Source organism: Salinigranum marinum, assembly GCF_024228675.1.
Classification (GTDB): domain Archaea; phylum Halobacteriota; class Halobacteria; order Halobacteriales; family Haloferacaceae; genus Salinigranum; species Salinigranum marinum.
This window is the reverse complement of record NZ_CP100461.1, coordinates 944,967-964,196: the sequence shown is the minus strand read 5'-3', so window position 1 is coordinate 964,196 and position 19,230 is coordinate 944,967. Positions and strand designations below refer to the sequence as shown.

The following is a 19,230-nucleotide window of genomic DNA, read 5'->3' as shown; positions in this document are numbered from 1 at the left end:
TTCGTGTGGGTCATAAATCTATGCTCCAGCGGGGTTACCGCGTCTTCTCGATCTTGTAGCCCTCGATGAGCGCCTTCGTCTCGCTCTCCGCGTCGTCGATGGTGATTGCCGAGTCCGCGCGGATCTCCAACCAGACGTTGTACTGCTTGGTGACCGCGTTGGTGTTCTTGAGCGAGAACGGACGGCGACTTTCGCGGTCCTTCTGGGAGCCGGAGCCGGCCGCGCCGGTGAACAGATCGAACTCTTCGAGGTCGCCCGAGACGAGCTCGGCGACGAGACGGTCCTGGGGGGTTCGGACGACGATCCGCCAGTCTCCGGTGGCCTGCCCAGCTGCGGCGTCCGAGACGAACCGGAAGCCGGCGAAGCCCTCGGCGAACTGCGGGGCCTCCGAGGACCCGCGGCCGAAGACGACGCCCTGACCTTCCTGAACGTCGAGCTTGTAGGCCTGCTTGTACTCGCCGGCCGGGAGGTCGAGCGTGTCCCCGCTCGCGTTCAGCGTGAGATCGAGGTCTCCGCTCCCGAACTTGTAGGTGTGAGTGGTGACGGCGGGCATCTCAGAGATCCCCCATCAGACCGAAGCCGGCGTTGCCGGAGGCGTTCGTACCCACGAGGCTGTCGATTCGAGTAGTGAGGTAGTCCCCGATCTGCGAGCCGTACGAGAGCACGACAGCGCCGACGGCGACGCCGCCCATCGCCATCGCGATGCTCTTCATCGACTCAGCAGGCTTCGAGGTGTCGACCATTCCGCCCGTGATGGGCGCTTCTACTTTCGGCATTGCATGACTTACCAGGAGAGAGAGGGGATTGTCCGGGTGGAGTGCCCCCGACCCACCGATGGGTTGGGGGCGACCCATCAACGGGTTCGGGGCGAACCCACCGAAAATCGGGTCGGACCCAGGGGTCGACCCGATTATATCGGGTGATACCCGGCGGGTAAGGGTCAAGCCCGATAGGGGTTCAATCGACAGACAGCATCGGGTCGGACCCACTCTAATCGGGTAAGACCCGCCGCAGTCCCTCGATTATCATGAGTATCGTTGAAATTGGACTCGCCTTCGTGGCCGCCGCGGTGGCGGACCTGCGGGGCAACGAGACAACGCGGCCGTTCACGCGGCGAGGGTTCTTCTTGCTCTTGCTGATCGAGATGGGGCTGTCGCTGTCTGGATTGGAGTCGACCCTCTCGGCGGTCGTCTCGCTGCTCGGAGGGGTACTGTAATGGCGGGAGGGAGCCGCGAGCCGGACGGACCGGACGAGTACCAGTGTCAGAACTGTGGACGCTGGTACGCTCGGATCGGTCTGTCGCAGCACGAAGCGTCGTGTAGTCATCCCGAGTGGGCGGACCCGCTCGTCGAGCTCGTCGACGTCGACGACCATCCGATGATGAAGCCGAGCGAGGACGTCGACGAGCCGACCGACCAGGACGAGGCCGACGACCTCGATGACGACCAGGAGCCCGAGCCGGTCGTCGACGAGTCGCCCGCGCCCGCTGAGACGGCCGCGACGGATGGGGGCAACCCGATCTTCGATGGGCCGGACCCGGACCCGACTCCGGCGACAACGGATGGGGGCGACCCGTCTGATGACCCGACGTGCCCCGAGTGCGGGGGAGACGTCTACTTCGACGCGAGCGAACACACTGACCACGACTTCGGCTGTCCGAACTGCTCGACCGACGAGGAATGGGTGGTCTGGAATGAGTGATCTGCCACCCTCTCCGGGTGATACACTCGGGAGCGCCGGGTGCGAGGGGTCGACGAGCGCTCCCGACGTCGAGCCGGAGTCAGGACCGAAGGACGTCCTCGATCTACTCTTACACACGGAGCCCGACATCTCGCCGAGCGAGATCGAGCGGAAAATGGGAATCGGGCCGGCCCCGTCGAACGCGATCGTCGGCGTCCGCAAAGTTCTCCACGGACAGACCGGGCGCGGTGGCGGGAGCGGGACGCCAGTGCTGGTGAACTTCGGAGCCGCCGCGTACCACGCCGTCGGAATCGAGGGAGGGGAGGCCACCGAGGCCGACAGCGAGGGAGCGAGCGACGAAGAGGTGGCGGACGCGTTCGCTGAGGCCGCCGAGGAAGGTGAGCTGTAGATGCAGGCGTACCACACGCTCGTCGCCGGGGACAGCGGGGGCGGCAAGACGACGCTGATGCGGCAGATGCAGGCCGAGTACAACGGCCTGAGCATCTGGATCAACCACACGGGAGCCGACGGACTCTCGGGTCGACACCTCGATTCCGCAGCGACTGTCAGAAGCGCCTCAGAAGCCCGCCAGTCGCCCGCGGTGCGTCTGAACTGGATCACCAGTGAGCCCGTAGAGACGGCGCGTGAGGTGCGACAGGTGGCCCACGAGTACCACGACGCGACAGGCTACCCAGTGCAAGTCGTCATCGACGAAGCTCACGAGGTCCTCCCCGATGGAAAGGTCGACGTCGACAACCCGGTGAAACGGATGCTCCACGAGGATCGCGACCGTGCCCTGAAAGTAGTCATCGCGACTCAGGACCCGTCTGACTTCGACTACACACCCATCAAGCAGTGCAAATACTGGGTGTGGGTCGGCGAGTGGTCAGTATTCCACGACGGCTTTCTGAGGTACTTCTCGATTCCTCGCGACGAACTCCCCACGGCGCCGTACGAGTACGTCGTGTTCGACAAGCGAATGAACGTCCTCTATCGGGGCGAGACGGAGAAGCGGTACGGATGATCCTCTTCGAATTTCTCGCGGTGCTGGCAGGCGTCACGTTGGGTGTGTTCTTCGGCTCAATCGCTGAAACGCTCTTCTGGCTCACTCTGAGTGAGGTGTTCAGATGATCCTGCCGACACAGGCGCTGCTGGTGCTGCTCGGTCGTCGACGACGCGCCCTCGAAGAGACCGACGTCTCCCTTGAGGGAGACGAGTGGGGTCGCTACCGGAAGCGCCCCGTCGTGATCGACGCGAAGCAGCTCACCCAGCGCGTCGAAATCGACACGCGGGAAGGAACGGTCGTCGGAGAGGCCGGCGACTACCTGATCGTGGGTGTTGAGGGCGAAATCTACCCATGCGGACGGGAGATTTTCGAGAAGACCTACGAGGAAGTGTGACCTAGGAAAACGGATTGTCGGCCGTCGATAGCCGAGTCACCCAGTCGAGACGGTCAAACTCCCCGTCCAAGGTGTAGATGTACTCAAGCCCGACTCGGTCCATGTACGCGGCCAGAATGCAGTCAACGAACGACAGCTTCTCGTGACGACGGTACAGCCGCACGCCCTCGGTGAAGTCGTTCTTCGCGGTGTGTCGGATTTCGAATCCGGCGCTGTCATACAGTAGATCGTACGTCTCCTCACCGAGTCGGTGAGCGTCTCGGCTGTGCATCAGATTCAGCGTCTCTGCAACTACGTAGTCCGTCACGTGGGCCGTCGGCAGCTCACCCCGGTCGATTCCTTTGACGATCTCTAGCGACCGCTCGTGTCGCTCCCCGGAGTCGCTGTTTCGGGCGTAGATGATGACGTTCGAATCGAGAAGTGCCGCCCGCATCAGTCGCTCGTGTCGATTCCCATCGCGTCGATGTCCTCCTCGGTCACCTCACCGAGGCTCTGCGGTTCGGCGTCTTCCCAGACGCCGTATCGTTGTTTCACGACCTCCACACGGAGCTGTCCTTCCTCGGTCGCCGTCCACCGAATCTTGTCTCCCGGTTGGACGTCGACGCGCTCCCGGACACGGGCGGGAATCGTCGCGGCGTAGTTCTCGTTGACGGTGGTTTCATCCGTCGCTTCGCTACTCTCGTCGGTTGCCATGCTCTCAGTTCGAATCTCTACGGGTATAAGCAATTGGGCGGGCAATTGGTGCGTACACCGGTGGGAGGTCAGAATCGGCGCTCAGAAACATTATCGTCGGTTGAAGGGGTGCCTCTGGGCCTGTGACGGCCATTCGGAGATAAAGACTTTCGGAACGTACCAGTTTGCTTACCGGGTTTTCTCTCTGGATTCTGGTACTTCGTGCGTCAAAATTGCCGGTTTACGCGCTCGCCGGCCGCTCGCTTCCCGATCCGTCTTCGTCTACCTCTCCCGTATCGAGGTCACCCGCGAGATACGCTTCTCCCTTCTCTGTGATCACGTAGACGCCATTCCCGAGATGTTGGAGAAGATCGTGTTTTGTCAATTCACGACAACGCTCGGCCACATACTGAGGTGTGTAGCGTATCTTACCCTCCTCTTTCATCTTTTTAGGGGAACCAGAACCGTTCTCGTGGATATATTCTAATATTCTGTCATCCACAATAGACATCCACCTCCCAGAGTAGCGCATATAGATTGTAGCACACAACAGCGGATATTTTCAAACAATATAAAGTAGAAATTATATTCTCAGGTAGAGATTTGGGGATAAACTATATTTTACAGACACCATTCTAGCTTGCAACGAAAGCTATAGACGGGCCTCATCGTCTCGTGGTCTGCGAGAAACGGACCGGTTCGTGGGACCGGCCCGTCTTGGCTTTCGGGCGAGGAAAACCAAGTGTAACAAGAACGACACCGGGCATAAATCACCCGGTACGGACGATTTGAACCGGACGCTCGAACGGCTGGCGGTCGCCGTCGAGACGCAGAACGCGATTCTCTTCGAGTTCATGCGGCGCTGGGACTACTTCCAGCACGAGCCGGACGAACTGCTACAGCAGAGTGAGTCGTCGACGCCGGAGGCGCTCGCGACGGCGATTCAGGACGCCGAGTTCGAGCTGGGCTACCGGGACATCCACGGTCGGGTCGACCCCGACGACCGGGAGGACCGATGACGATGTGGCACATCTCCTGCCGCGACTGTGACGCGGAGAACACCCTCGAAACGACCGAGCGGACGGTTCGAGGGCTCGCAAAGATGCACGAGGACGGCCGTCCGGGTCACACTGTCGAGTACGAGAGGGTCGAGTCATGAGCTCCGAGACGGCACTGCGTTTCCGGTGTCCCTGCGGGCGGACGTTCGACGACGAGTACCGGGCGAGACAGCACGCTGAGGAGAGTCACGCGCACCGGACCGCGGCCAACGACGTCCATCCTGTCGAAGTGCGTGTTGATGACTCTTCTCCGACGACGCTCGACGAGTGGGGATTCCAGACGGCGGCCGACCGGAGGGCCGAGTGATGGATCCGTACGCGTTCAACACGGTGGCGTCGGACTGGATCGACGTCCAGATCGGTTCACTCCTCGAGGCGTGGCTGACCCGCGACACCCCGGGGTGCGACTACTGTAACGAGCCATTAAATGTGGGTGAGGTCCTCCGGAACGCCGGGCTCACGTTCTGCGACGAGTCGTGCCGCGTCGACTACGAGACGGTTCGAGAAGCCCGACAGGTCATCGGTGAGCGGGATCTTCGCCAGCGGGGGTTCGACTGATGATCGAGACCAAACAGCGAGACGACGGCTTCGTGGTCGTCCACGACGACCGCGAGTACGTCTTCTCCCTGTCGGAACTCCGGTGCAATGAGTGCCGGTCAGGGAAGGTCAAGGCGACGTACACGAACGAGCACGAAGAGTCGGGCGTCACGGCGCTGGCGCTCGGGACCGAGTGTAAGGTGTGTGGCGCGACCGCGCTGCACATCTCGTACTGATGACCGACCTCGAACCCATCTCGCCGAGTGAGGCGGTCGACCTGTATCTCTCTCACCGGTCGGGGAGCGTCCGTCAGAAGACGATCGAGGCCCACGGCTACCGGCTGAAGCAGTTCCGCGAGTGGATAGAGGCGGAGGAGCTCACGAACCTGAACGACCTCACCGGGCGTGACATCGAGCGGTACTTCCAGAGCCGTCGCGACGCCGGCGTTCGCGAGACGACGATCCGCGGGAACTCCTACACCTACCGAGCATTCCTGAGCTACTGCGAGGCGATCGAGGCCGTCGAGTCGGGTCTCTCGGACAAGGTGCTGATCCCCTCACTTTCTCGTCGAGAGCTCTCACGAGACCACGCGCTCGAACCGGAGCGGGTTCAGGAAGTCCTCGAACACCTGGAACGGTTCGAGTACGCGTCGCTTCAGCACGTCCTGGTTGCCCTGCTGTTCCACATCGGCTGTCGACTCGGCGGCCTCCGCGCGCTCGACGTCGACGACTACCACCCGGACGAGCAGTTCGCGACGTTCGTCCATCGGCCGGAGACAAAGACGCCGCTCAAGAATGGTGTCGAAGGTGAGCGAGCAGTCCACCTCTCCGAGGAGATCGTTGAGCTCGTCGAGGACTACCGACGGGTGACCCGGTCGGACGTCGTCGACGACTACGGTCGACGGCCGCTCGTCGCGACGCGCTACGGACGCGTGTCGGAGTCGGCTGTTCGCCACTCGATGTACCGGGTGACTCGGCCCTGTACCCTGGGAGTCGCGTGTCCACATGACCGAGACGTGGACGAGTGCGAAGCACTCGACAGCGGGTACGAGTCTCGGTGTCCGAGCTCTCGGTCCCCCCATGACGTCCGGTCGGCCGCTATCATGCACATGCGGTCGCTCGGGATCCCGCCGGACGTCGTCTCCGAGTGCGTGAACGCCACCCGAGAGGTCATCGAGCTTCACTACGACGAGCGGACGGACGTCGAGCGGATGGAGACCCGACGGTCGCACTTGGAGGTGCTCTGAGCGGTGCTGACGTCCGTTTGCCCGGGAGCCGTCCGCGGGGAGAGCGGACTTTCTTACCAGTCCAACTCCGAGAGCCGTCGGCTTGCCCCCCGCTCCCGTGACCGAAGCGAACGGGAGGCAGCGAGTCGAGCGAAGCGAGTCTCGTCCGCTTCAAATCGGGGAGAGCGGACTTTTTTGCGGACGAACTGGATTCGCTGATGAGAGTTTTGGTCGTGTGGCCGCACTGACTCGTGAAACTCCGTGAGGACTCGGATCGTCTCACCCAATCGTCCATCCAGAGATACGTACATGTTCGACGAGCTCGTTTCGACGACCCAAAGCCGGTCAATCGACCGGACGCCTCGTGGTTGCGAGGAGCGCGGATCGAGTGCGCTCGGTACGACTGCTCGTAACAGTGTAACTCCGTTCGATCGGCAGACAGAGTCGGGGCGACTGACGTTGACGCAATCTGCCGGGATTCACTTCGACTCCCGCCGGCCCCACACGTGTTTTTCCTCGTCGAGTTCGACGACCATCGCCTCCTCGACGCGGACCTGACACGACAGTCGCGGGTAGCCGAACCGGGCGGCGAGTCGGTCGTGCCAGTGGTGGGGATCGGGGCCCACCCGGAGCCGGACGCCACAGGTCGCACAGAGGCCACGACCCCCGCAGTTCGCCCGCTCGGTCAGCCGGGTGTACGGCGAGAGGCCGTGCTCACGGAGTACGTCGCGGAGGATCCGGCCACGACGAACCCTGAGCGTGGTCTCGCCGTCGGCGTGCCGAACGACGACCGAGACCCGCGCGTCCGTGTCGCCGTCCTCGCCGCCGTCGCCGTCACGAGCGTCGCTCACGCGCCGCGGCACCCGTCGTCTCGGGCCCAGTTTCGTCGTGGCTGTTCGGCGGTCACGTCCACATCAGAGGCGCGATCCCATTGAACGTATCGTCCTAGGCTGTGGGGTCCGGACGCCGGAGTCGTGCGTGTCAGAAAATGACATTCTCACGACGTTTTTAAGTGGTGGCACGTCGAATCGTCGACAATGACCCGACAGACCCTCCGCTCCACACCCGTCTCGGTCGTGATCAGACGCGCGATGAACGACCACGGGGCGATGACGGTCGAAACCGAGGAGACGAACGAGGTCCGTCACCTCGTCGACTACGACTCGGATCGCGTCCGGTCCGTGCTGGCCGAGCTTCCTGCCGGGGCGACCGTTCCGGTGCGGATGACGAGGGTCGGCTCCCGATCGAACGCCTGGTGCGTGAGCGACCTGCCGGCGGGGCCGTTCAGTCCCCCCGCTCCCCGACGCACACGCACGCGCACCGTCGGTGAGAACCGGACGAATCCCGATCCGGACGCGAGTTGAGTCGCCCGGAATCGACCGTCTCGGCCGTCTTCGCCCGTCCGTCCCCGGTCTCGCCGCGACCGACGCTGTTTTCGAGCCGGCGGGGGACGTTCGGGTATGGGCGACTCCGACCTCCACTACCACGCCACGGTCGACGTGCGGTACTCCGACCTCGACACGTTCGGCCACGTCAACAACGCCGCCTACGCCACCCTCTGTGAGGAGGCTCGCGTCCACTACTTCCGGGACGTACTGGACCTGGGCGTCCACGAGATCAGCTTCGTCGTCGCGCGGCTCGAACTCGACTACGAGCGCGCGATCCCTGACGTCGGCGAAGCCACGGTCGCGGTCGGCATCACCGACTTCGGTCGGACGAGCTTCACTATGGGGTACGAACTCCGCTACGAGGGGAAGCCCGTCGCGACCGCCGAGACCGTCCAGGTCGCCGTCGACGACGACGGACGGGCGATCGAGGTCCCCGACTCGTGGCGCGAGCGGGTCGCCGCCGCGCGCTCGGACGCCGCCTGAGCCCGGCGGAGCCTCTTTGGGCCCGAGTAGCGTCCAGCACGTGTGTCCCGTCCGGCCCGATCGTCCGATGTCCACCGATGGAACTCGTTAAGTATGATCCCAGTATTCTCCGGATATGAACCGAAGAGTACCAAAAGAGAGTTCCGAGCCGTCGACGCTCGCCGACGCGGGCGAGCGGGTCCTCCACGTCGGGCGCGACCGGCCGATCCGCATCAGCGCGGGCCACCGGCTCCAGCACCACGACGGCAAGTGTGCCCGGCCGCACGGGCACAACTACGAGATCTCGGTCACGGTCCACGGCGAACTCTCGGCTGAGGGCTGGGTCGTCGACAAGGGCGACGTCACCGACGTCGTCGACGAGTGGGACCACCGGTTTCTCCTCGAGGCCGGCGATCCGCTCGTAGAGGCGTTCGAGGCCAGCGGCGACGGTGACGCGCTGATCGTTCTCGACGCGCCACCGACCGCCGAGGTGATGAGCGTCGTCCTCGAACGGCGGCTCGAAGCCCGGTTGCCCGACACGGTCACGGCGGTCGCCGTCGAGGTGCGCGAGACGGCCGAACTCTGCGCGCGGTCCTGACGATGCCGGTCTCCTCGGACGCCGACGCGGTTGGGCGAGAGACGGACCCCGACCGTCCGTCGCTCCCGATCAACGAACTGTTCTATTCGCTCCAGGGCGAAGGGATCCTCGCCGGCACGCCCTCCGTGTTCGTCCGCACCAGCGGCTGTAACCTCCGTTGTTGGTTCTGCGACTCGTATCACACCTCTTGGGAGCCGACGGGCGCGTGGCGCACCGTCGACGAACTACTAGACCGGATCGACGCGTTCGACGCCGACCACGTCGTCCTGACGGGCGGCGAACCGCTCGTCCACGACGCCGCGGGCAACCTCCTGGCTCGGCTCCAGGGGCGCTACCACACGACCGTCGAGACGAACGGGACCCTCGCGCCCGACGTTCCGATCGACCTCGTCTCCATCAGCCCGAAACTGGCCTCGTCGACGCCGACGCCTGATCGACCGCCGGCCGGCGGCGACGCGGACGTCGGGACGTGGGCCGAGCGGCACGACCACCTGCGCGTCGACCTCGCGGCGCTGGCGACGCTCGTCGAGCGCCACGCGTTTCAGCTGAAGTTCGTCGTCACGGGCCCCGAGGACCTCCCCGAGATCGACTCGCTGGTCGACCGCCTCCGCGACGCCGCGAGCGTCCCCATCCGCGGCCACGACGTGCTCCTCATGCCCGAAGGGACGACCCGAGAGGCGTTCTCGGCCCGTCGGGCGACGGTCGCCGACCTCGCCCTCGAACACGGCTACCGGTACACCCCGCGACTGCACGTCGATCTCTGGAACGACGCGCCCAAAACCTGATCCTCCTCGACCCGCCCCCGACCGACCTCCGACCGACCACTCGACTCCCCACCGCTTCACCGACCCACGACACACCACGACCGACCCACGACACACCATGACCGACGACCACCGAACCGACACCGCCACCCCGACCCTCGACCGCGAGAGCGCCGACACGGACGAACGTGCTGACATGGACGAACGTGCGGACCCCGCCGCCGAAAAACGCGCAGTCGTGCTCCTCTCGGGTGGGATGGACAGCGCGACGACGGCCTACGAGGCCCGCGACCGGGGCTACGAGCTGTTCGTCCTCCACACCTCCTACGGCCAGCGGACCGAGACGAAGGAGTACGACTGCGCCCGCCGCTTGGCGGACGATCTCGCGGCCCGCGACTTCCTGCACGTCGAGACGGATCACCTCGGACGCATCGGGGGGTCGAGCCTCACGGACGAGGCGATGGACGTGACCGACGCCGATCCCGCGAGCGAGGAGACCCCCTCGTCGTACGTCCCGTTCCGCAACGCCAACCTCCTCTCGATGGCGGTGTCGTACGCCGAAGCCCGCGACTGTGACGCGGTGTTCGTCGGCGCGCACTCGGAGGACTACGCCGGCTACCCCGACTGCCGTCCCGAGTTCTTCGCGGCGTTCGAGGCGATGGTCGACGTCGGAACGAAGCCGGAGACGACCGTCTCGATCGAGGTACCGTTCGTCCGCGACTCGAAGACCGACATCGCCCGCCGAGGGCTCGAACTCGGTGTCCCGTTCGGACACACCTGGTCGTGTTACCGCGACGAGGAGCCGGCCTGCGGCACCTGTGACTCCTGTGCGTTTCGACTGCGGGCGTTTCAGGCGCTCGGAACGGAGGATCCGATCAGCTACGCCGAACGGCCGACGTACGTCGGCTGAAGCGCCGGTATCGGCCGTCTCACCCGTCCGTGCTGGTCGCCAGGCAGTGACACGCTCCCGACTGGTCGGTGACGAAGACGGCACCGTGGGCCACGGCGGGGGAGCCGTCGACCCAGTTGTCGAGTTCGTGTCGCCACCGCACCGAGCCGTCGGCGGCCGCCAGCGCGTACAGGTGACGGTCGCGGCTCCCGACGAACACCGTGCCGTCGGCGACCGCTGGACTGCTTCGGACCGGGCCGTCGGTCTCGACCCGCCAGCGTTCGGTTCCATCCGCGAGCGCGAACCCGCGGACGACGCCGTCGTCGCTCCCGACGAACGCCATACCTGAACTGACCGCCGGACTGCTCAGGACGGGGCCACCGGTCTCGACACGCCACCGTTCGGTCCCGTCGCCGAGCGCGAGCGCGCGAACGACGCTGTCGTCGCCCCCGACCACGACGCGGCCGTCACGAACGGCGGGACTGCTCCGCACCGCCGCCGGCGTCTCCACGTGCCACCGCCGGCGGCCCTCGGCGGTCCCGAACGCCGTGATGCCGTCGGCACCGCCGACCACGACTCGCCCCTCGTTCGCTATCTCGCCGACCGCCGGCGTCGTCCCCACCGCACTGCCCACGTTCGACCGCCACTGGATGCGCCCCGTGGCGGCGTCGACACGGACGAGTTCGCCGCCCGCGGGGACGTACGCGGCCCCGTCGGCGAACCCAACCCCGCCGGTCGGCAGCGCCCCGAGCCCCGTCGTCCAGCGTCGGTCGGCCTGCGGGAGGTCGATCGCGACGGGCGTCTCCGTCGGCGACGGCCGCGGCGTCACCCGAACCGGGTCGCGCGGGGGGTCGCCGTAGTCCAGCGGCGCGGTCGCGGCCAGTCGCCGGTTCCGGAGGCCGGTGACGACCCCACCCGCGAGCACCGCCGGCGTGCCGACGACGCCGGCCACGAGCCCGGGGCGCCAGAGGTCTTTGCCGCTCTCGACGACGATGCCGTGGAGGGAGCCCGAGAGCCCCTCGACGTAGACGGAGCGGTCGTCGACGACCGGGCTCGGCGTCGTCGCGGGGCGAGCGGTGAACGACCACCGCACGCGCCCGTCGTCGACCGCGAGCGCGTAGGCGTCGCCCTCGTCCGCGCCGACGTAGAGCCGGTCGCCGGCGAGACGGAGCGGCGGGCTGACGTGGCCATCGACGTCCGTCCGCCACCGGACCGCGCCGTCGGCCGCGTCGAACGCGACGACGCCCTCACCGCTCCCGGCGTAGAGGACGTCGTCACGGACGACGGGCGTCGTCAGTTCGAGGTCGTACGTGGCCCGCCGCCCTCCGTCGCGTTCGAGCGCGAACAGTCGGCCGTCGAGCGTTCCCACCCAGACCGCGTCGGCGGCGACGACCGGCGTCGTGCTCACCCAGTCGTCGACAGAGGTCCGCCAGCGCTCGCGTCCCTCGCGGTCGACCGCGAGAACTAAGCCCCGGTGTGTGCCGGTGTAGACGTCCGTCTCGGTGACGGTCGGGGCGACGGACGCCCCTCGTGGGACGGTCGCTCGCCACCGCTCCGTGCCGTCGTCCAACGAGAGCGCGACGACCGCGCCGTCGCCGTCCTGGGGGTCCGTACTCACGTACACCGTCCCGTCGACCACCCGCGGACGGTGGACGCGCCCCGTCAGCGCCGTGTCCCAGCGGCGGCCGCCGCCCGCGAGGTCGAACGCCACGACGCCCGTGGACTGGTGAGCGACGACGACCGTCTCGGTCGTCGCGGCAAAGACGGTACCGTCGGAGGCGTGCGGCGCGAACAGTCTCTCGGGGAGGCTCGCGGACCACGCTTTCTCGCCGGCGGGCGTGAAGGCGGTGACGGTGCCCGAGACCGTGCCGACGACGACGCGGTCCGGCGTCACGACCGGGGCCGTGACGACCTCGTCGTCGAGCGCCCGAAGCCAGCGTTCCTCACCGCTCGCGTCGAGTGCGACGAGCGCGCCGCGGCGCGTCGCGACGTACGGGCCTGCGGGGCCGACGGCCGGATACTGGAGGCCGACGTTCCCGACCTGTTGGGTCCAGTAGGCGTCCACGGGGGCGCTCGGCCCCGACGCGTCGGTCGTCGCCGTGTTACCGGGGTCGCGGCCGAACGTCGGCCACGGCCCGGCGAGGCTCGCGTCGATGGGACCCGCGGTGGGCGTCTCGTCGCTGTGCGGCGTCGCACTGGTCGCCGAGGCCCGCTCGTCGGTCGCCGTCGCCGACGGTGCAGTCGACGGGTCCGGACGCGCGCTACAGCCCGCCCCGAGCGCGAGGCTCGAGACGGCTCCGAGGAGTCGTCTGCGCGTGAGTCGCGGGGTGGAGGGCATCGCCATCGCTTCAAGCAGCAGCGGCAAAGGTCTTTTGTGCCGTTCGGATCCGGGGCGAGGGGTGCGACTCTCCCCGGCCGAGGTTCGAGTCACCCCCTGGTTAAAGACACCTCCTGGTTCGAGTCACCCCCTGGACCGACGGCGCGGACGAGGCCGACACCGATACCGGTAAGCCACGGACGCACGCATCACCCGACGTGAGCCTCGCCGCTGTCGAACGCCGAACGCCGCCGATGGCCGCGCTCGGCGTGGCGGTCGTCGCCGTCTCGACGAGTGCTATCCTCGTCCGGTGGTCCGCCGCCCCGTCGGTCGTGAAGGCGTTCTACCGGGTCGTCTTCACTGTCGGCCTACTCCTCCCGTGGGCGGTGACCCGGTACCGCGGCGACTTCCGCCGTCTTCGGCCGCGGGACGCGCTTTTCGCGTGCGTGACCGGCGTCGCGCTCGCGGTCCACTTCGCCGCGTGGTTCGAGAGCCTCGCGTGGACGTCGGTCGCCGCCTCGGTCACGCTGGTGCAGTCCCAGCCGCTGTTCGTCGCCGTCGGTGCCTGGGCACTCCTCGACGAACGGGTCACCCGTCGCCGGGCCGCGGGCATCCTCGTCGCCCTCTGTGGGATGGTCGCCATGTCGCTCGGCGACGTCCTCTCGGGGGTCGCACTCGGCGGGAGTCGGCCGCTGTACGGCAACGCGCTCGCCGTCGTCGGGGCCGTCGCCGCCGCGGGGTACGTCCTCGCCGGCCGCTCGATCCGCCAGCGGGTCTCGCTCGTCCCCTACGTGACCGTGGTCTACGTGGCCTGTGCGGCCGCGCTCCTCGGCGTCACCCTCTGGGAGGGTCACGCGCTCACGGGCTACCCGCCCCGGGAGTGGCTGCTGTTCGCCGGGATGGCCGTCGGTCCCGGCCTCTTCGGTCACACGGTCATCAACTGGGTGTTGGCCCACGTCGACTCCTCCGTGGTCAGCGTCTCGCTCCTGGGCGAACCGCTGGGCTCGACGCTCCTCGCGCTTGCGCTCCTCGGCGAGGTGCCGACCCTCGCGACTGTCGCCGGCGGGGCGGTCGTCCTCCTCGGCATCGCGGTCACGACGACGAGCGAACGGATAGCGACCGACGGATCGGAGACGGACCGCCACCCCGACGGAGCGTGACCGTCCGGCCGTCCGGTCTCAGTTCTGATCCGACCGTCCGATAGCCAGGACGCCACAATCAGGCAACAGGAGGTTCCTGACTCCACGCCGAATCAGGCTCTCACTTGTGATTCTCGGACGCGAACGCTAAAGGGACGGATCGTTCTCGCTGTCGTATGAACGACTCGGGCTGGGAGATCACCGTCCTCCACGTCGACGACGACCCGGCGTTCGGGGAACTCGTCGCGACGTATCTCGAACGGGAGGGCGGTGAGACCGGACTCGACGTCGTGACGGTGTCGGACGCGACGGCCGCGCTCGACGAACTCGAGCGGGGACGCGGGGAGATCGACTGCGTCGTCTCCGACTACGAGATGCCGGAGATGAGCGGGCTCGATCTCCTCAGCGCGGTCCGGAGCGAGTGGCCGGACCTCCCGTTCGTCCTCCTGACCGGGAAGGGGTCGGAGGAAGTCGCACGGGACGCGTTTCGCGAGGGGGCCACGGACTACGTCCAGAAACAGTCGGGGGCCGACCACTACGCCGTCGTGGCGAACCGGATCGTCAACGCGGTCACGCAGTACCGGGCACAGCGGACGTCGCGACGCTACGGCTCGGCGCTCGAAGCGCTCGACAGCGCCGTCTTCCTCCTCGACGACGACGGCCGGTTCATCTCGGTCGACGACCTGTTCGTCACCCACGCCGGAGCCGAGCGTCGCGAACTCCTCGGCCGGCACGTCTCGGCGCTCGGAACGGACGACCAGCTCACCGCGGAGTTCGAGTCGATCTCGGCCGAGAGCGGTCCGGAGACCACCTGCTTCCGGACGACGCTCGGCGGCGACGAACCGACGGAGTACGTCGTTCGGATGACGCGATCGGGACTCGAAGCTGACACCCGCGGGGTGGTCGGGACGCTCTCGCGGGCGGTCGAAGCGGGCGATCCCCACGCGGACGACCTACAGTACCTCGTCGACTTCCAGGATCTCGTCCTCGACACGTCGACGTCGCTGATGAGCGCCGAGACCGACGAGATTGCCACGAAGGTCCGCTGGACGCTCCAGAACGTCGCCGAGTTCGCCGACCTCGACCGCTGTTACATCTACGAGACGGACGGGACCGAGCCGCCGGTGCTGAAACACGGCTGGACGCGTGGCGAGGACGACGATGCTGTCGCGGTCCCGCCCGAGATCGTCGAGTACTGGGAGCCCGAGGGGTGGCTTCCGAGCCGCCTCTGTCGGTTCGAGAACGTCCGGATCGTCGACGTCGCCGACCTCCCGACGAACGAGGCGTTCACGTCCGAACTGTTCGCGGGGACGACCGGGGCAGTAGTGGTGCCGCTGGTGTCGGGCTGGGAGTTCCGGGGGTTCGTCGGCTTCGAGACCGCTCGGGGCCCACGCGACTGGTCCGACGCGGAGGTGTCGATGCTCCGGACGGTCGCCGACACGGTCGCGCACACGCTCGAACGCCAGCGGCGCGAGCGGACGCTCAAGCGACAGAACGACCGGCTCGACGCGTTCGCCGCCGCGGTCTCACACGACCTCCGCAACCCGTTGAACGTCGTCGAGGGCTTCGTCGACGTCGCACAGGAGACGGGCGACGTGAGCCACCTCGACCGCGTGTCGTCGGCGATCGACCGGATGGAGGCGATCATCGACGACGTCCTCGCGCTCGCCCGCGAGGGTCGGACGGTCGGCGAGGTGACGACGGTCGACCTGACCGAGGTCGCCGAGGAGGCGTGGCTCGCGGTCGAGACGGCGGACGCCACCCTCTCGGTCGAGGAGATCGGAACGGTGTCCGCAGACCCCACTCGGCTCCCGGCCGTCTTCGAGAACCTCTTCCGGAACAGCGTGGAACACGGCTCGACGACCGGTCGCTCGGCGACCAACGAGCCCGGGGGCGCCGGCGACACGACCGTCAGGATCGGCCCGCTCGACGGCGCGAGTGGGTTCTTCGTCGAAGACGACGGCCCCGGCATCCCACCCGACGAGCACGACCAGGTGTTCGACGAGGGCTACTCGACCGGCGACGACGGCTCGGGGCTCGGGCTCGCCATCGTCGCCAAGGTGGTCGACGCCCACGGCTGGAGCGTCGACGTCACGTCCGGTTCCGACGGGGGCGCTCGGTTCGAGGTCGTCACGGCGGAAGTGGCTGGAGCCGAACGCCAGTCCGTCGCCGCCAGCGCCGAAGTGTCCGACTGATGGAGTAGAGACACCGGGTGCGGACGAACGCCCGACAGACCGACGACCGCCGGCGGGCCGACTGTCAGACACCGTCGCTAGTGGACCTTGAGCTCGACGCGCCGGCCGTCGGGATCGCGGACGTACGCCGCCCACGCTCGCCCGTACGCGCCGTACCGCTTCTTCGGCTCGTCGGCTTCGACCGTGACGCCCGCGTCCGCGAGGTCGTCGAGGAGCGCCTCGAGTTCCCCCCGCGAATCGATCTCGTCCGACCGCAGGAGGAGACAGACGTGCTCGCCCCCAACGTCACCGTCGAACGTCTCGTCCGGCACGAGGTGGAGATGTCTGCCGCCCGCGACGACCGCGACGTAGGGCACCTCACCCCGGTCGTACCGCGCGCGGTCCCTGATCGGAAGCCCGAGGAGGTCGTGGTAGAAGCCGAGCGCGCGGTCGAGGTCGACCACGCGGAGCGCCACGTGGTCGAGGTCGACGACCGAGAGTCCGGCGGCCGTGGCCGTGGTCGTCGCGTCGATGTCGGTCTCGCCGCCCACCTCGGCGTCGGAATCGCGAGTCATGACCAGTGGTTGGGTCGGCGCGGAAAAAAACCCGCGTCGGGGAGTCGCCCCGCGACCTCGTCGTCGCGAGCGACCACGCGTTCGACGGCGGGTGGCGTCCCGACACCCCCGCCGTTGCCCATCCCATAGATTCAATCCGCGTTGCGTGTTAGGTGGTAACTCAGTTCCGACACTACGTGGGCGACGTCGGATACGTCCGGCGGCGAACGACGGAGTGACCGACCGCCGTGACGCCCACGCCGACGGAGATCCGCGATCCGACCACCGGCGTGCGGATCGCCGTCGACGAGGAGGCGTCCGACGACGAGGCCCTGGTCTGCGAGGAGTGGCGGCCGGTGAGCCTCGACCCGCCGCCGGCGCACTACCATCCCGGCACCGTCGAACGGTTCGTCGTCCGTGACGGACACCTCGTGGTCCGGACAGAGGGGGTCGACCATCGCGTCGAATCGGGCGAGGCGTTCGTCGTCGAGGCGGGGACGCCGCACGTCTCGTTCACGGCGGACGACCCGGTTCGGCTCCGACGCGAGGTGACGGCTCCCGGGCGGTGGCGAGCGTTTCTGACCGTCTCGGTTCGCCTGCGCGCACGGGGCGGCCGGGCGCTCGGATGCTGGTCGATTCCTCGAGACTGCGCGCCTGCTCCGGACGTACCCGGACGTGGTCGTCCTCGCGCGGCCACCACGGGCCGTCCAGCGCGTCCTGCTCTCGGTGCTCGCGACGGTGGGGCGAGCCACTGGCCGGGGGCCACCCGAGCCGTACCCATCTGACGACGAGGCGGGTACGGAACCGGACCCGGAGCGAACCCTGTGAGAGGGCTGGCGACACCGGACGTGGTCGGCGGGACCGCCCAGCACTACGGGGAAGCGAAAACGATTCCTCGGGCGTCCGGGTGCACGCACTGCCGGAAGCCTCAGGACGCCGGCGACCGTACCACGGACGATGACCGACGAGACCGCACGCCGGAACGCCGTGCGGCGGGCGTGGGACGCCGTCGCCGACGACTACGCGGCCGCCCGCCGCGCGGACGGCCCGGACGCCGACCTGCTCCGTGACCTCGCGCCCGACCTCCCCGCGGGAGCGAGCGTGCTTGACGTGGGCTGTGGGGACGGCCGGCGGACGATGGCGACCCTCCACGACGCCGACCCGACGCTGGACGTGGTCGGGCTGGACTTCTCGCGGGTCCAACTCGGCCTCGCGAGCGAGGCCGTTCCCGACGCGCGACTCGTGCAGGCAGACATGACGGCGCTCCCGTTTCGGGAGCAGACGTTCGACGCCGTCTCAGCGTACCACAGCGTCTTCCACGTCCCGCGCGAGCGACATCCGGCCGTGTACAGGGAGTTCGCCCGCGTCCTCCGGCCGGATGGGCTAGTGCTCATGACCGTCGGCTCCGGTCGGTCCGAGTCGACGCGGCGGAACTGGCTCGGGAGCGGTCACGCCATGTTCTGGAGCACGCCCGGCTCCGCGGCGACGACGGCACAGCTGTCGGACGCCGGGTTCGACGTCGAGTGGGAGCGTCGCGTCGACGACCCGCTCGGGAGCACGGCGCTGTTCGTCCTCGCGCGGCGGCGCTGAGTCACTCCAGGAGTTCGCGCGTCTTCTTGTGCCGGTAGCGGAACATCGGCTCGAAGCCGACCATCGACAGCGGCCCCAGAAGGCCGTCCGCGACGGGGAAGGCGTACTCGACGTCGTCTTCGATCACGGTCTCGTCGCCGTCGGCGAAAAATCGGTGGGTGTGTCGCCACTCCCGGAAGGGGCCGTCGGTCATGTCGTCGGTGAACGTCGCCGTCCCCTCGCCCTCCTCGCGGGCGACGATCCGGGAGACGAACGACTGGCGGGGACCGACGCCGAACGGGCGGGTCGACAGGCGGATCCGCGTCCCGGTCTCCAGCACCGCGGGGTCGTCCTCGCCGTCGGGACCGCGAACCGCCTCGACGCGCAGGTTCATCCACCCCGGGGTGAGCGCTTCCAGTCCTTCGATGCGAGAGTGAAACGCCCACACGTCGTCGAGCGGGGCCGCAACGCGGGTCCGCCGTTGATATCTCGCCATACCCGTACCTGGGGCGTCGGCAAGCAAAGGGTCACCGATCGTCGGAAACGGCTCCCGGCAGGTCACCGGAGACGCTCGACGGCGTCGTGTGCGGCCGTCGTCACGACGACGCCAGCCGCCGCGGCGACCGACACCGTGGGGTGGCTCAGGACGCCAACGACGACGACCGGGAGCGTCGCGAACGCGAGCGAGAAGGCTGCCGCGGGCGCGCGCTCGGCGGCGGCCGCCCGTCGCGAGCGGTTCGATTCGTGGGAGGGGTCGGCGGGGAACATCGTGTGGAGGGTGGTGGAAACGGCTGCTCGGCTGGC

General features: G+C 67.7%; 30 protein-coding genes. 20 read left to right on the top strand and 10 right to left on the bottom strand.

The window, feature by feature from the left end; translation table 11 throughout:
- Positions 1 to 34: 34 nt before the first annotated feature.
- Both NKJ07_RS04720 and NKJ07_RS04715 read right to left on the bottom strand, forming a co-directional pair.
- A complete protein-coding gene (locus NKJ07_RS04720; RefSeq protein WP_318569437.1) occupies positions 35 to 553 on the bottom strand; it encodes a hypothetical protein in 519 nt (172 codons plus the stop codon).
- Between the two features lies 1 nt (position 554).
- Entirely contained in the window at positions 555 to 776 is a 222-nt protein-coding gene (locus NKJ07_RS04715) for a hypothetical protein (RefSeq protein WP_318569436.1), read from the bottom strand.
- 251 nt (positions 777 to 1,027) lie between these two features.
- Here NKJ07_RS04715 and NKJ07_RS04710 point away from each other — a divergent pair, with 251 nt between their 5' ends.
- The 5 genes from NKJ07_RS04710 to NKJ07_RS04690 all read left to right on the top strand — a co-directional run bounded on the left by NKJ07_RS04710 (position 1,028) and on the right by NKJ07_RS04690 (position 3,080).
- A complete protein-coding gene (locus NKJ07_RS04710; protein WP_318569435.1) occupies positions 1,028 to 1,216 on the top strand; it encodes a hypothetical protein in 189 nt (62 codons plus the stop codon).
- Positions 1,216 to 1,701 (top strand): hypothetical protein, encoded by a 486-nt coding sequence (locus NKJ07_RS04705; protein ID WP_318569434.1) that lies wholly within the window; start codon positions 1,216 to 1,218, stop codon positions 1,699 to 1,701. Before NKJ07_RS04710 ends, NKJ07_RS04705 begins: the two co-directional genes overlap by 1 nt.
- Positions 1,694 to 2,089 (top strand): hypothetical protein, encoded by a 396-nt coding sequence (locus tag NKJ07_RS04700; protein WP_318569433.1) that lies wholly within the window; start codon positions 1,694 to 1,696, stop codon positions 2,087 to 2,089. The genes NKJ07_RS04705 and NKJ07_RS04700 overlap by 8 nt, the downstream gene beginning before the upstream one ends.
- Positions 2,090 to 2,704, top strand: a complete 615-nt coding sequence (locus NKJ07_RS04695) for a hypothetical protein (protein ID WP_318569432.1) — start codon at positions 2,090 to 2,092, stop codon at positions 2,702 to 2,704.
- 103 nt (positions 2,705 to 2,807) lie between these two features.
- Complete coding sequence (locus NKJ07_RS04690) at positions 2,808 to 3,080, top strand: polysaccharide transporter (protein ID WP_318569431.1); 273 nt, start codon at positions 2,808 to 2,810, stop codon at positions 3,078 to 3,080.
- A gap of 1 nt (position 3,081) precedes the next feature.
- On the opposite strand, the gene NKJ07_RS04685 is transcribed toward NKJ07_RS04690, so the two are convergent.
- The 3 genes from NKJ07_RS04685 to NKJ07_RS04675 form a co-directional block, all read right to left on the bottom strand.
- Positions 3,082 to 3,513, bottom strand: a complete 432-nt coding sequence (locus NKJ07_RS04685) for a type II toxin-antitoxin system VapC family toxin (protein WP_318569430.1) — start codon at positions 3,511 to 3,513, stop codon at positions 3,082 to 3,084.
- Positions 3,513 to 3,773 carry an AbrB/MazE/SpoVT family DNA-binding domain-containing protein gene (locus NKJ07_RS04680; protein WP_318569429.1) on the bottom strand — a complete coding sequence of 87 codons (261 nt, stop codon included), beginning with the start codon at positions 3,771 to 3,773 and terminating at the stop codon, positions 3,513 to 3,515. The genes NKJ07_RS04685 and NKJ07_RS04680 overlap by 1 nt, the downstream gene beginning before the upstream one ends.
- 220 nt (positions 3,774 to 3,993) lie before the next feature.
- Positions 3,994 to 4,284, bottom strand: coding sequence for a MarR family transcriptional regulator (locus NKJ07_RS04675; RefSeq protein ID WP_425504723.1), 291 nt, complete (start codon positions 4,282 to 4,284; stop codon positions 3,994 to 3,996).
- 256 nt (positions 4,285 to 4,540) lie between these two features.
- Between NKJ07_RS04675 and NKJ07_RS04670 the strand changes: the two genes are divergently transcribed.
- From NKJ07_RS04670 to NKJ07_RS04645, 6 genes are read left to right on the top strand one after another with little or no spacing between them, the layout of a single operon-like run.
- Positions 4,541 to 4,771, top strand: coding sequence for a hypothetical protein (locus NKJ07_RS04670; RefSeq protein ID WP_318569427.1), 231 nt, complete (start codon positions 4,541 to 4,543; stop codon positions 4,769 to 4,771).
- Positions 4,768 to 4,911: a hypothetical protein gene (locus tag NKJ07_RS04665; protein WP_318569426.1), complete on the top strand. Its 144-nt coding sequence runs from the start codon at positions 4,768 to 4,770 to the stop codon at positions 4,909 to 4,911. Before NKJ07_RS04670 ends, NKJ07_RS04665 begins: the two co-directional genes overlap by 4 nt.
- Positions 4,908 to 5,117, top strand: a complete 210-nt coding sequence (locus tag NKJ07_RS04660; protein WP_318569425.1) for a hypothetical protein — start codon at positions 4,908 to 4,910, stop codon at positions 5,115 to 5,117. Before NKJ07_RS04665 ends, NKJ07_RS04660 begins: the two co-directional genes overlap by 4 nt.
- Positions 5,117 to 5,368 (top strand): hypothetical protein, encoded by a 252-nt coding sequence (locus tag NKJ07_RS04655; protein WP_318569424.1) that lies wholly within the window; start codon positions 5,117 to 5,119, stop codon positions 5,366 to 5,368. Before NKJ07_RS04660 ends, NKJ07_RS04655 begins: the two co-directional genes overlap by 1 nt.
- Positions 5,368 to 5,583 carry a hypothetical protein gene (locus NKJ07_RS04650; protein WP_318569423.1) on the top strand — a complete coding sequence of 72 codons (216 nt, stop codon included), beginning with the start codon at positions 5,368 to 5,370 and terminating at the stop codon, positions 5,581 to 5,583. The genes NKJ07_RS04655 and NKJ07_RS04650 overlap by 1 nt, the downstream gene beginning before the upstream one ends.
- Complete coding sequence (locus tag NKJ07_RS04645) at positions 5,583 to 6,593, top strand: tyrosine-type recombinase/integrase (protein WP_318569422.1); 1,011 nt, start codon at positions 5,583 to 5,585, stop codon at positions 6,591 to 6,593. Before NKJ07_RS04650 ends, NKJ07_RS04645 begins: the two co-directional genes overlap by 1 nt.
- A gap of 458 nt (positions 6,594 to 7,051) precedes the next feature.
- On the opposite strand, the gene NKJ07_RS04640 is transcribed toward NKJ07_RS04645, so the two are convergent.
- Entirely contained in the window at positions 7,052 to 7,423 is a 372-nt protein-coding gene (locus NKJ07_RS04640; protein WP_318569421.1) for a 2Fe-2S iron-sulfur cluster binding domain-containing protein, read from the bottom strand.
- Positions 7,424 to 7,609: 186 nt separating this feature from the next.
- On the opposite strand from NKJ07_RS04640, the gene NKJ07_RS04635 reads away from it, so the two are divergent.
- The 5 genes from NKJ07_RS04635 (at position 7,610) to queC (ending at position 10,694) form a co-directional block, all read left to right on the top strand.
- Positions 7,610 to 7,936 carry a DUF7999 family protein gene (locus NKJ07_RS04635; RefSeq protein WP_318569420.1) on the top strand — a complete coding sequence of 109 codons (327 nt, stop codon included), beginning with the start codon at positions 7,610 to 7,612 and terminating at the stop codon, positions 7,934 to 7,936.
- A gap of 96 nt (positions 7,937 to 8,032) precedes the next feature.
- Complete coding sequence (locus NKJ07_RS04630) at positions 8,033 to 8,443, top strand: acyl-CoA thioesterase (protein WP_318569419.1); 411 nt, start codon at positions 8,033 to 8,035, stop codon at positions 8,441 to 8,443.
- A 115-nt stretch (positions 8,444 to 8,558) separates the two neighbouring features.
- Positions 8,559 to 9,020 carry a 6-pyruvoyl trahydropterin synthase family protein gene (locus NKJ07_RS04625; protein ID WP_318569418.1) on the top strand — a complete coding sequence of 154 codons (462 nt, stop codon included), beginning with the start codon at positions 8,559 to 8,561 and terminating at the stop codon, positions 9,018 to 9,020.
- Between the two features lie 2 nt (positions 9,021 to 9,022).
- Complete coding sequence (locus NKJ07_RS04620; protein ID WP_318569417.1) at positions 9,023 to 9,805, top strand: 7-carboxy-7-deazaguanine synthase QueE; 783 nt, start codon at positions 9,023 to 9,025, stop codon at positions 9,803 to 9,805.
- Positions 9,806 to 9,980: 175 nt separating this feature from the next.
- The gene (gene queC / locus NKJ07_RS04615) at positions 9,981 to 10,694 is read left to right on the top strand and encodes a 7-cyano-7-deazaguanine synthase QueC (protein WP_318570534.1); all 714 of its coding nucleotides are present in this window, start codon (positions 9,981 to 9,983) and stop codon (positions 10,692 to 10,694) included.
- Positions 10,695 to 10,713: 19 nt separating this feature from the next.
- Here the strand turns inward: queC and NKJ07_RS04610 are convergent, their stop codons facing one another.
- Positions 10,714 to 13,011, bottom strand: a complete 2,298-nt coding sequence (locus NKJ07_RS04610) for an outer membrane protein assembly factor BamB family protein (protein WP_318569416.1) — start codon at positions 13,009 to 13,011, stop codon at positions 10,714 to 10,716.
- A gap of 233 nt (positions 13,012 to 13,244) precedes the next feature.
- Here NKJ07_RS04610 and NKJ07_RS04605 point away from each other — a divergent pair, with 233 nt between their 5' ends.
- The gene (locus tag NKJ07_RS04605) at positions 13,245 to 14,150 is read left to right on the top strand and encodes a DMT family transporter (RefSeq protein WP_318570533.1); all 906 of its coding nucleotides are present in this window, start codon (positions 13,245 to 13,247) and stop codon (positions 14,148 to 14,150) included.
- A gap of 155 nt (positions 14,151 to 14,305) precedes the next feature.
- Positions 14,306 to 16,324, top strand: a complete 2,019-nt coding sequence (locus tag NKJ07_RS04600; protein WP_318569415.1) for a hybrid sensor histidine kinase/response regulator — start codon at positions 14,306 to 14,308, stop codon at positions 16,322 to 16,324.
- A 77-nt stretch (positions 16,325 to 16,401) separates the two neighbouring features.
- Here NKJ07_RS04600 and NKJ07_RS04595 read toward each other — a convergent pair whose 3' ends face one another.
- Complete coding sequence (locus NKJ07_RS04595; RefSeq protein WP_318569414.1) at positions 16,402 to 16,878, bottom strand: VOC family protein; 477 nt, start codon at positions 16,876 to 16,878, stop codon at positions 16,402 to 16,404.
- Between the two features lie 227 nt (positions 16,879 to 17,105).
- Between NKJ07_RS04595 and NKJ07_RS04590 the strand changes: the two genes are divergently transcribed.
- Both NKJ07_RS04590 and NKJ07_RS04585 read left to right on the top strand, forming a co-directional pair.
- The gene (locus NKJ07_RS04590) at positions 17,106 to 17,642 is read left to right on the top strand and encodes a cupin domain-containing protein (protein ID WP_318569413.1); all 537 of its coding nucleotides are present in this window, start codon (positions 17,106 to 17,108) and stop codon (positions 17,640 to 17,642) included.
- Positions 17,643 to 17,814: 172 nt separating this feature from the next.
- Positions 17,815 to 18,447, top strand: coding sequence for a class I SAM-dependent methyltransferase (locus NKJ07_RS04585; RefSeq protein ID WP_318569412.1), 633 nt, complete (start codon positions 17,815 to 17,817; stop codon positions 18,445 to 18,447).
- A gap of 1 nt (position 18,448) precedes the next feature.
- Here NKJ07_RS04585 and NKJ07_RS04580 read toward each other — a convergent pair whose 3' ends face one another.
- The gene (locus tag NKJ07_RS04580; protein WP_318569411.1) at positions 18,449 to 18,922 is read right to left on the bottom strand and encodes an SRPBCC family protein; all 474 of its coding nucleotides are present in this window, start codon (positions 18,920 to 18,922) and stop codon (positions 18,449 to 18,451) included.
- Positions 18,923 to 18,984: 62 nt separating this feature from the next.
- Positions 18,985 to 19,194, bottom strand: coding sequence for a hypothetical protein (locus NKJ07_RS04575; RefSeq protein WP_318569410.1), 210 nt, complete (start codon positions 19,192 to 19,194; stop codon positions 18,985 to 18,987).
- Between the last annotated feature and the right edge of the window lie 36 nt (positions 19,195 to 19,230).

Excerpts from the sequence above, each read along its gene's own strand:
- NKJ07_RS04720 (WP_318569437.1), bottom strand. The coding sequence starts at position 553 with ATGCCCGCCGTCACCACTCACACCTACAAGTTCGGGAGCGGAGACCTC.
- NKJ07_RS04715 (WP_318569436.1), bottom strand. The coding sequence starts at position 776 with ATGCCGAAAGTAGAAGCGCCCATCACGGGCGGAATGGTCGACACCTCG.
- NKJ07_RS04710 (WP_318569435.1), top strand. The coding sequence starts at position 1,028 with ATGAGTATCGTTGAAATTGGACTCGCCTTCGTGGCCGCCGCGGTGGCG.
- NKJ07_RS04705 (WP_318569434.1), top strand. The coding sequence starts at position 1,216 with ATGGCGGGAGGGAGCCGCGAGCCGGACGGACCGGACGAGTACCAGTGT.
- NKJ07_RS04700 (WP_318569433.1), top strand. The coding sequence starts at position 1,694 with ATGAGTGATCTGCCACCCTCTCCGGGTGATACACTCGGGAGCGCCGGG.
- NKJ07_RS04695 (WP_318569432.1), top strand. The coding sequence starts at position 2,090 with ATGCAGGCGTACCACACGCTCGTCGCCGGGGACAGCGGGGGCGGCAAG.
- NKJ07_RS04690 (WP_318569431.1), top strand. The coding sequence starts at position 2,808 with ATGATCCTGCCGACACAGGCGCTGCTGGTGCTGCTCGGTCGTCGACGA.
- NKJ07_RS04685 (WP_318569430.1), bottom strand. The coding sequence starts at position 3,513 with ATGCGGGCGGCACTTCTCGATTCGAACGTCATCATCTACGCCCGAAAC.
- NKJ07_RS04680 (WP_318569429.1), bottom strand. The coding sequence starts at position 3,773 with ATGGCAACCGACGAGAGTAGCGAAGCGACGGATGAAACCACCGTCAAC.
- NKJ07_RS04675 (WP_425504723.1), bottom strand. The coding sequence starts at position 4,284 with ATGCGCTACTCTGGGAGGTGGATGTCTATTGTGGATGACAGAATATTA.
- NKJ07_RS04665 (WP_318569426.1), top strand. The coding sequence starts at position 4,768 with ATGACGATGTGGCACATCTCCTGCCGCGACTGTGACGCGGAGAACACC.
- NKJ07_RS04660 (WP_318569425.1), top strand. The coding sequence starts at position 4,908 with ATGAGCTCCGAGACGGCACTGCGTTTCCGGTGTCCCTGCGGGCGGACG.
- NKJ07_RS04655 (WP_318569424.1), top strand. The coding sequence starts at position 5,117 with ATGGATCCGTACGCGTTCAACACGGTGGCGTCGGACTGGATCGACGTC.
- NKJ07_RS04650 (WP_318569423.1), top strand. The coding sequence starts at position 5,368 with ATGATCGAGACCAAACAGCGAGACGACGGCTTCGTGGTCGTCCACGAC.
- NKJ07_RS04645 (WP_318569422.1), top strand. The coding sequence starts at position 5,583 with ATGACCGACCTCGAACCCATCTCGCCGAGTGAGGCGGTCGACCTGTAT.
- NKJ07_RS04635 (WP_318569420.1), top strand. The coding sequence starts at position 7,610 with ATGACCCGACAGACCCTCCGCTCCACACCCGTCTCGGTCGTGATCAGA.
- NKJ07_RS04630 (WP_318569419.1), top strand. The coding sequence starts at position 8,033 with ATGGGCGACTCCGACCTCCACTACCACGCCACGGTCGACGTGCGGTAC.
- NKJ07_RS04625 (WP_318569418.1), top strand. The coding sequence starts at position 8,559 with ATGAACCGAAGAGTACCAAAAGAGAGTTCCGAGCCGTCGACGCTCGCC.
- NKJ07_RS04620 (WP_318569417.1), top strand. The coding sequence starts at position 9,023 with ATGCCGGTCTCCTCGGACGCCGACGCGGTTGGGCGAGAGACGGACCCC.
- queC (WP_318570534.1), top strand. The coding sequence starts at position 9,981 with ATGGACGAACGTGCGGACCCCGCCGCCGAAAAACGCGCAGTCGTGCTC.
- NKJ07_RS04610 (WP_318569416.1), bottom strand. The coding sequence starts at position 13,011 with ATGCCCTCCACCCCGCGACTCACGCGCAGACGACTCCTCGGAGCCGTC.
- NKJ07_RS04605 (WP_318570533.1), top strand. The coding sequence starts at position 13,245 with ATGGCCGCGCTCGGCGTGGCGGTCGTCGCCGTCTCGACGAGTGCTATC.
- NKJ07_RS04600 (WP_318569415.1), top strand. The coding sequence starts at position 14,306 with ATGAACGACTCGGGCTGGGAGATCACCGTCCTCCACGTCGACGACGAC.
- NKJ07_RS04595 (WP_318569414.1), bottom strand. The coding sequence starts at position 16,878 with ATGACTCGCGATTCCGACGCCGAGGTGGGCGGCGAGACCGACATCGAC.
- NKJ07_RS04585 (WP_318569412.1), top strand. The coding sequence starts at position 17,815 with ATGACCGACGAGACCGCACGCCGGAACGCCGTGCGGCGGGCGTGGGAC.
- NKJ07_RS04580 (WP_318569411.1), bottom strand. The coding sequence starts at position 18,922 with ATGGCGAGATATCAACGGCGGACCCGCGTTGCGGCCCCGCTCGACGAC.
- NKJ07_RS04575 (WP_318569410.1), bottom strand. The coding sequence starts at position 19,194 with ATGTTCCCCGCCGACCCCTCCCACGAATCGAACCGCTCGCGACGGGCG.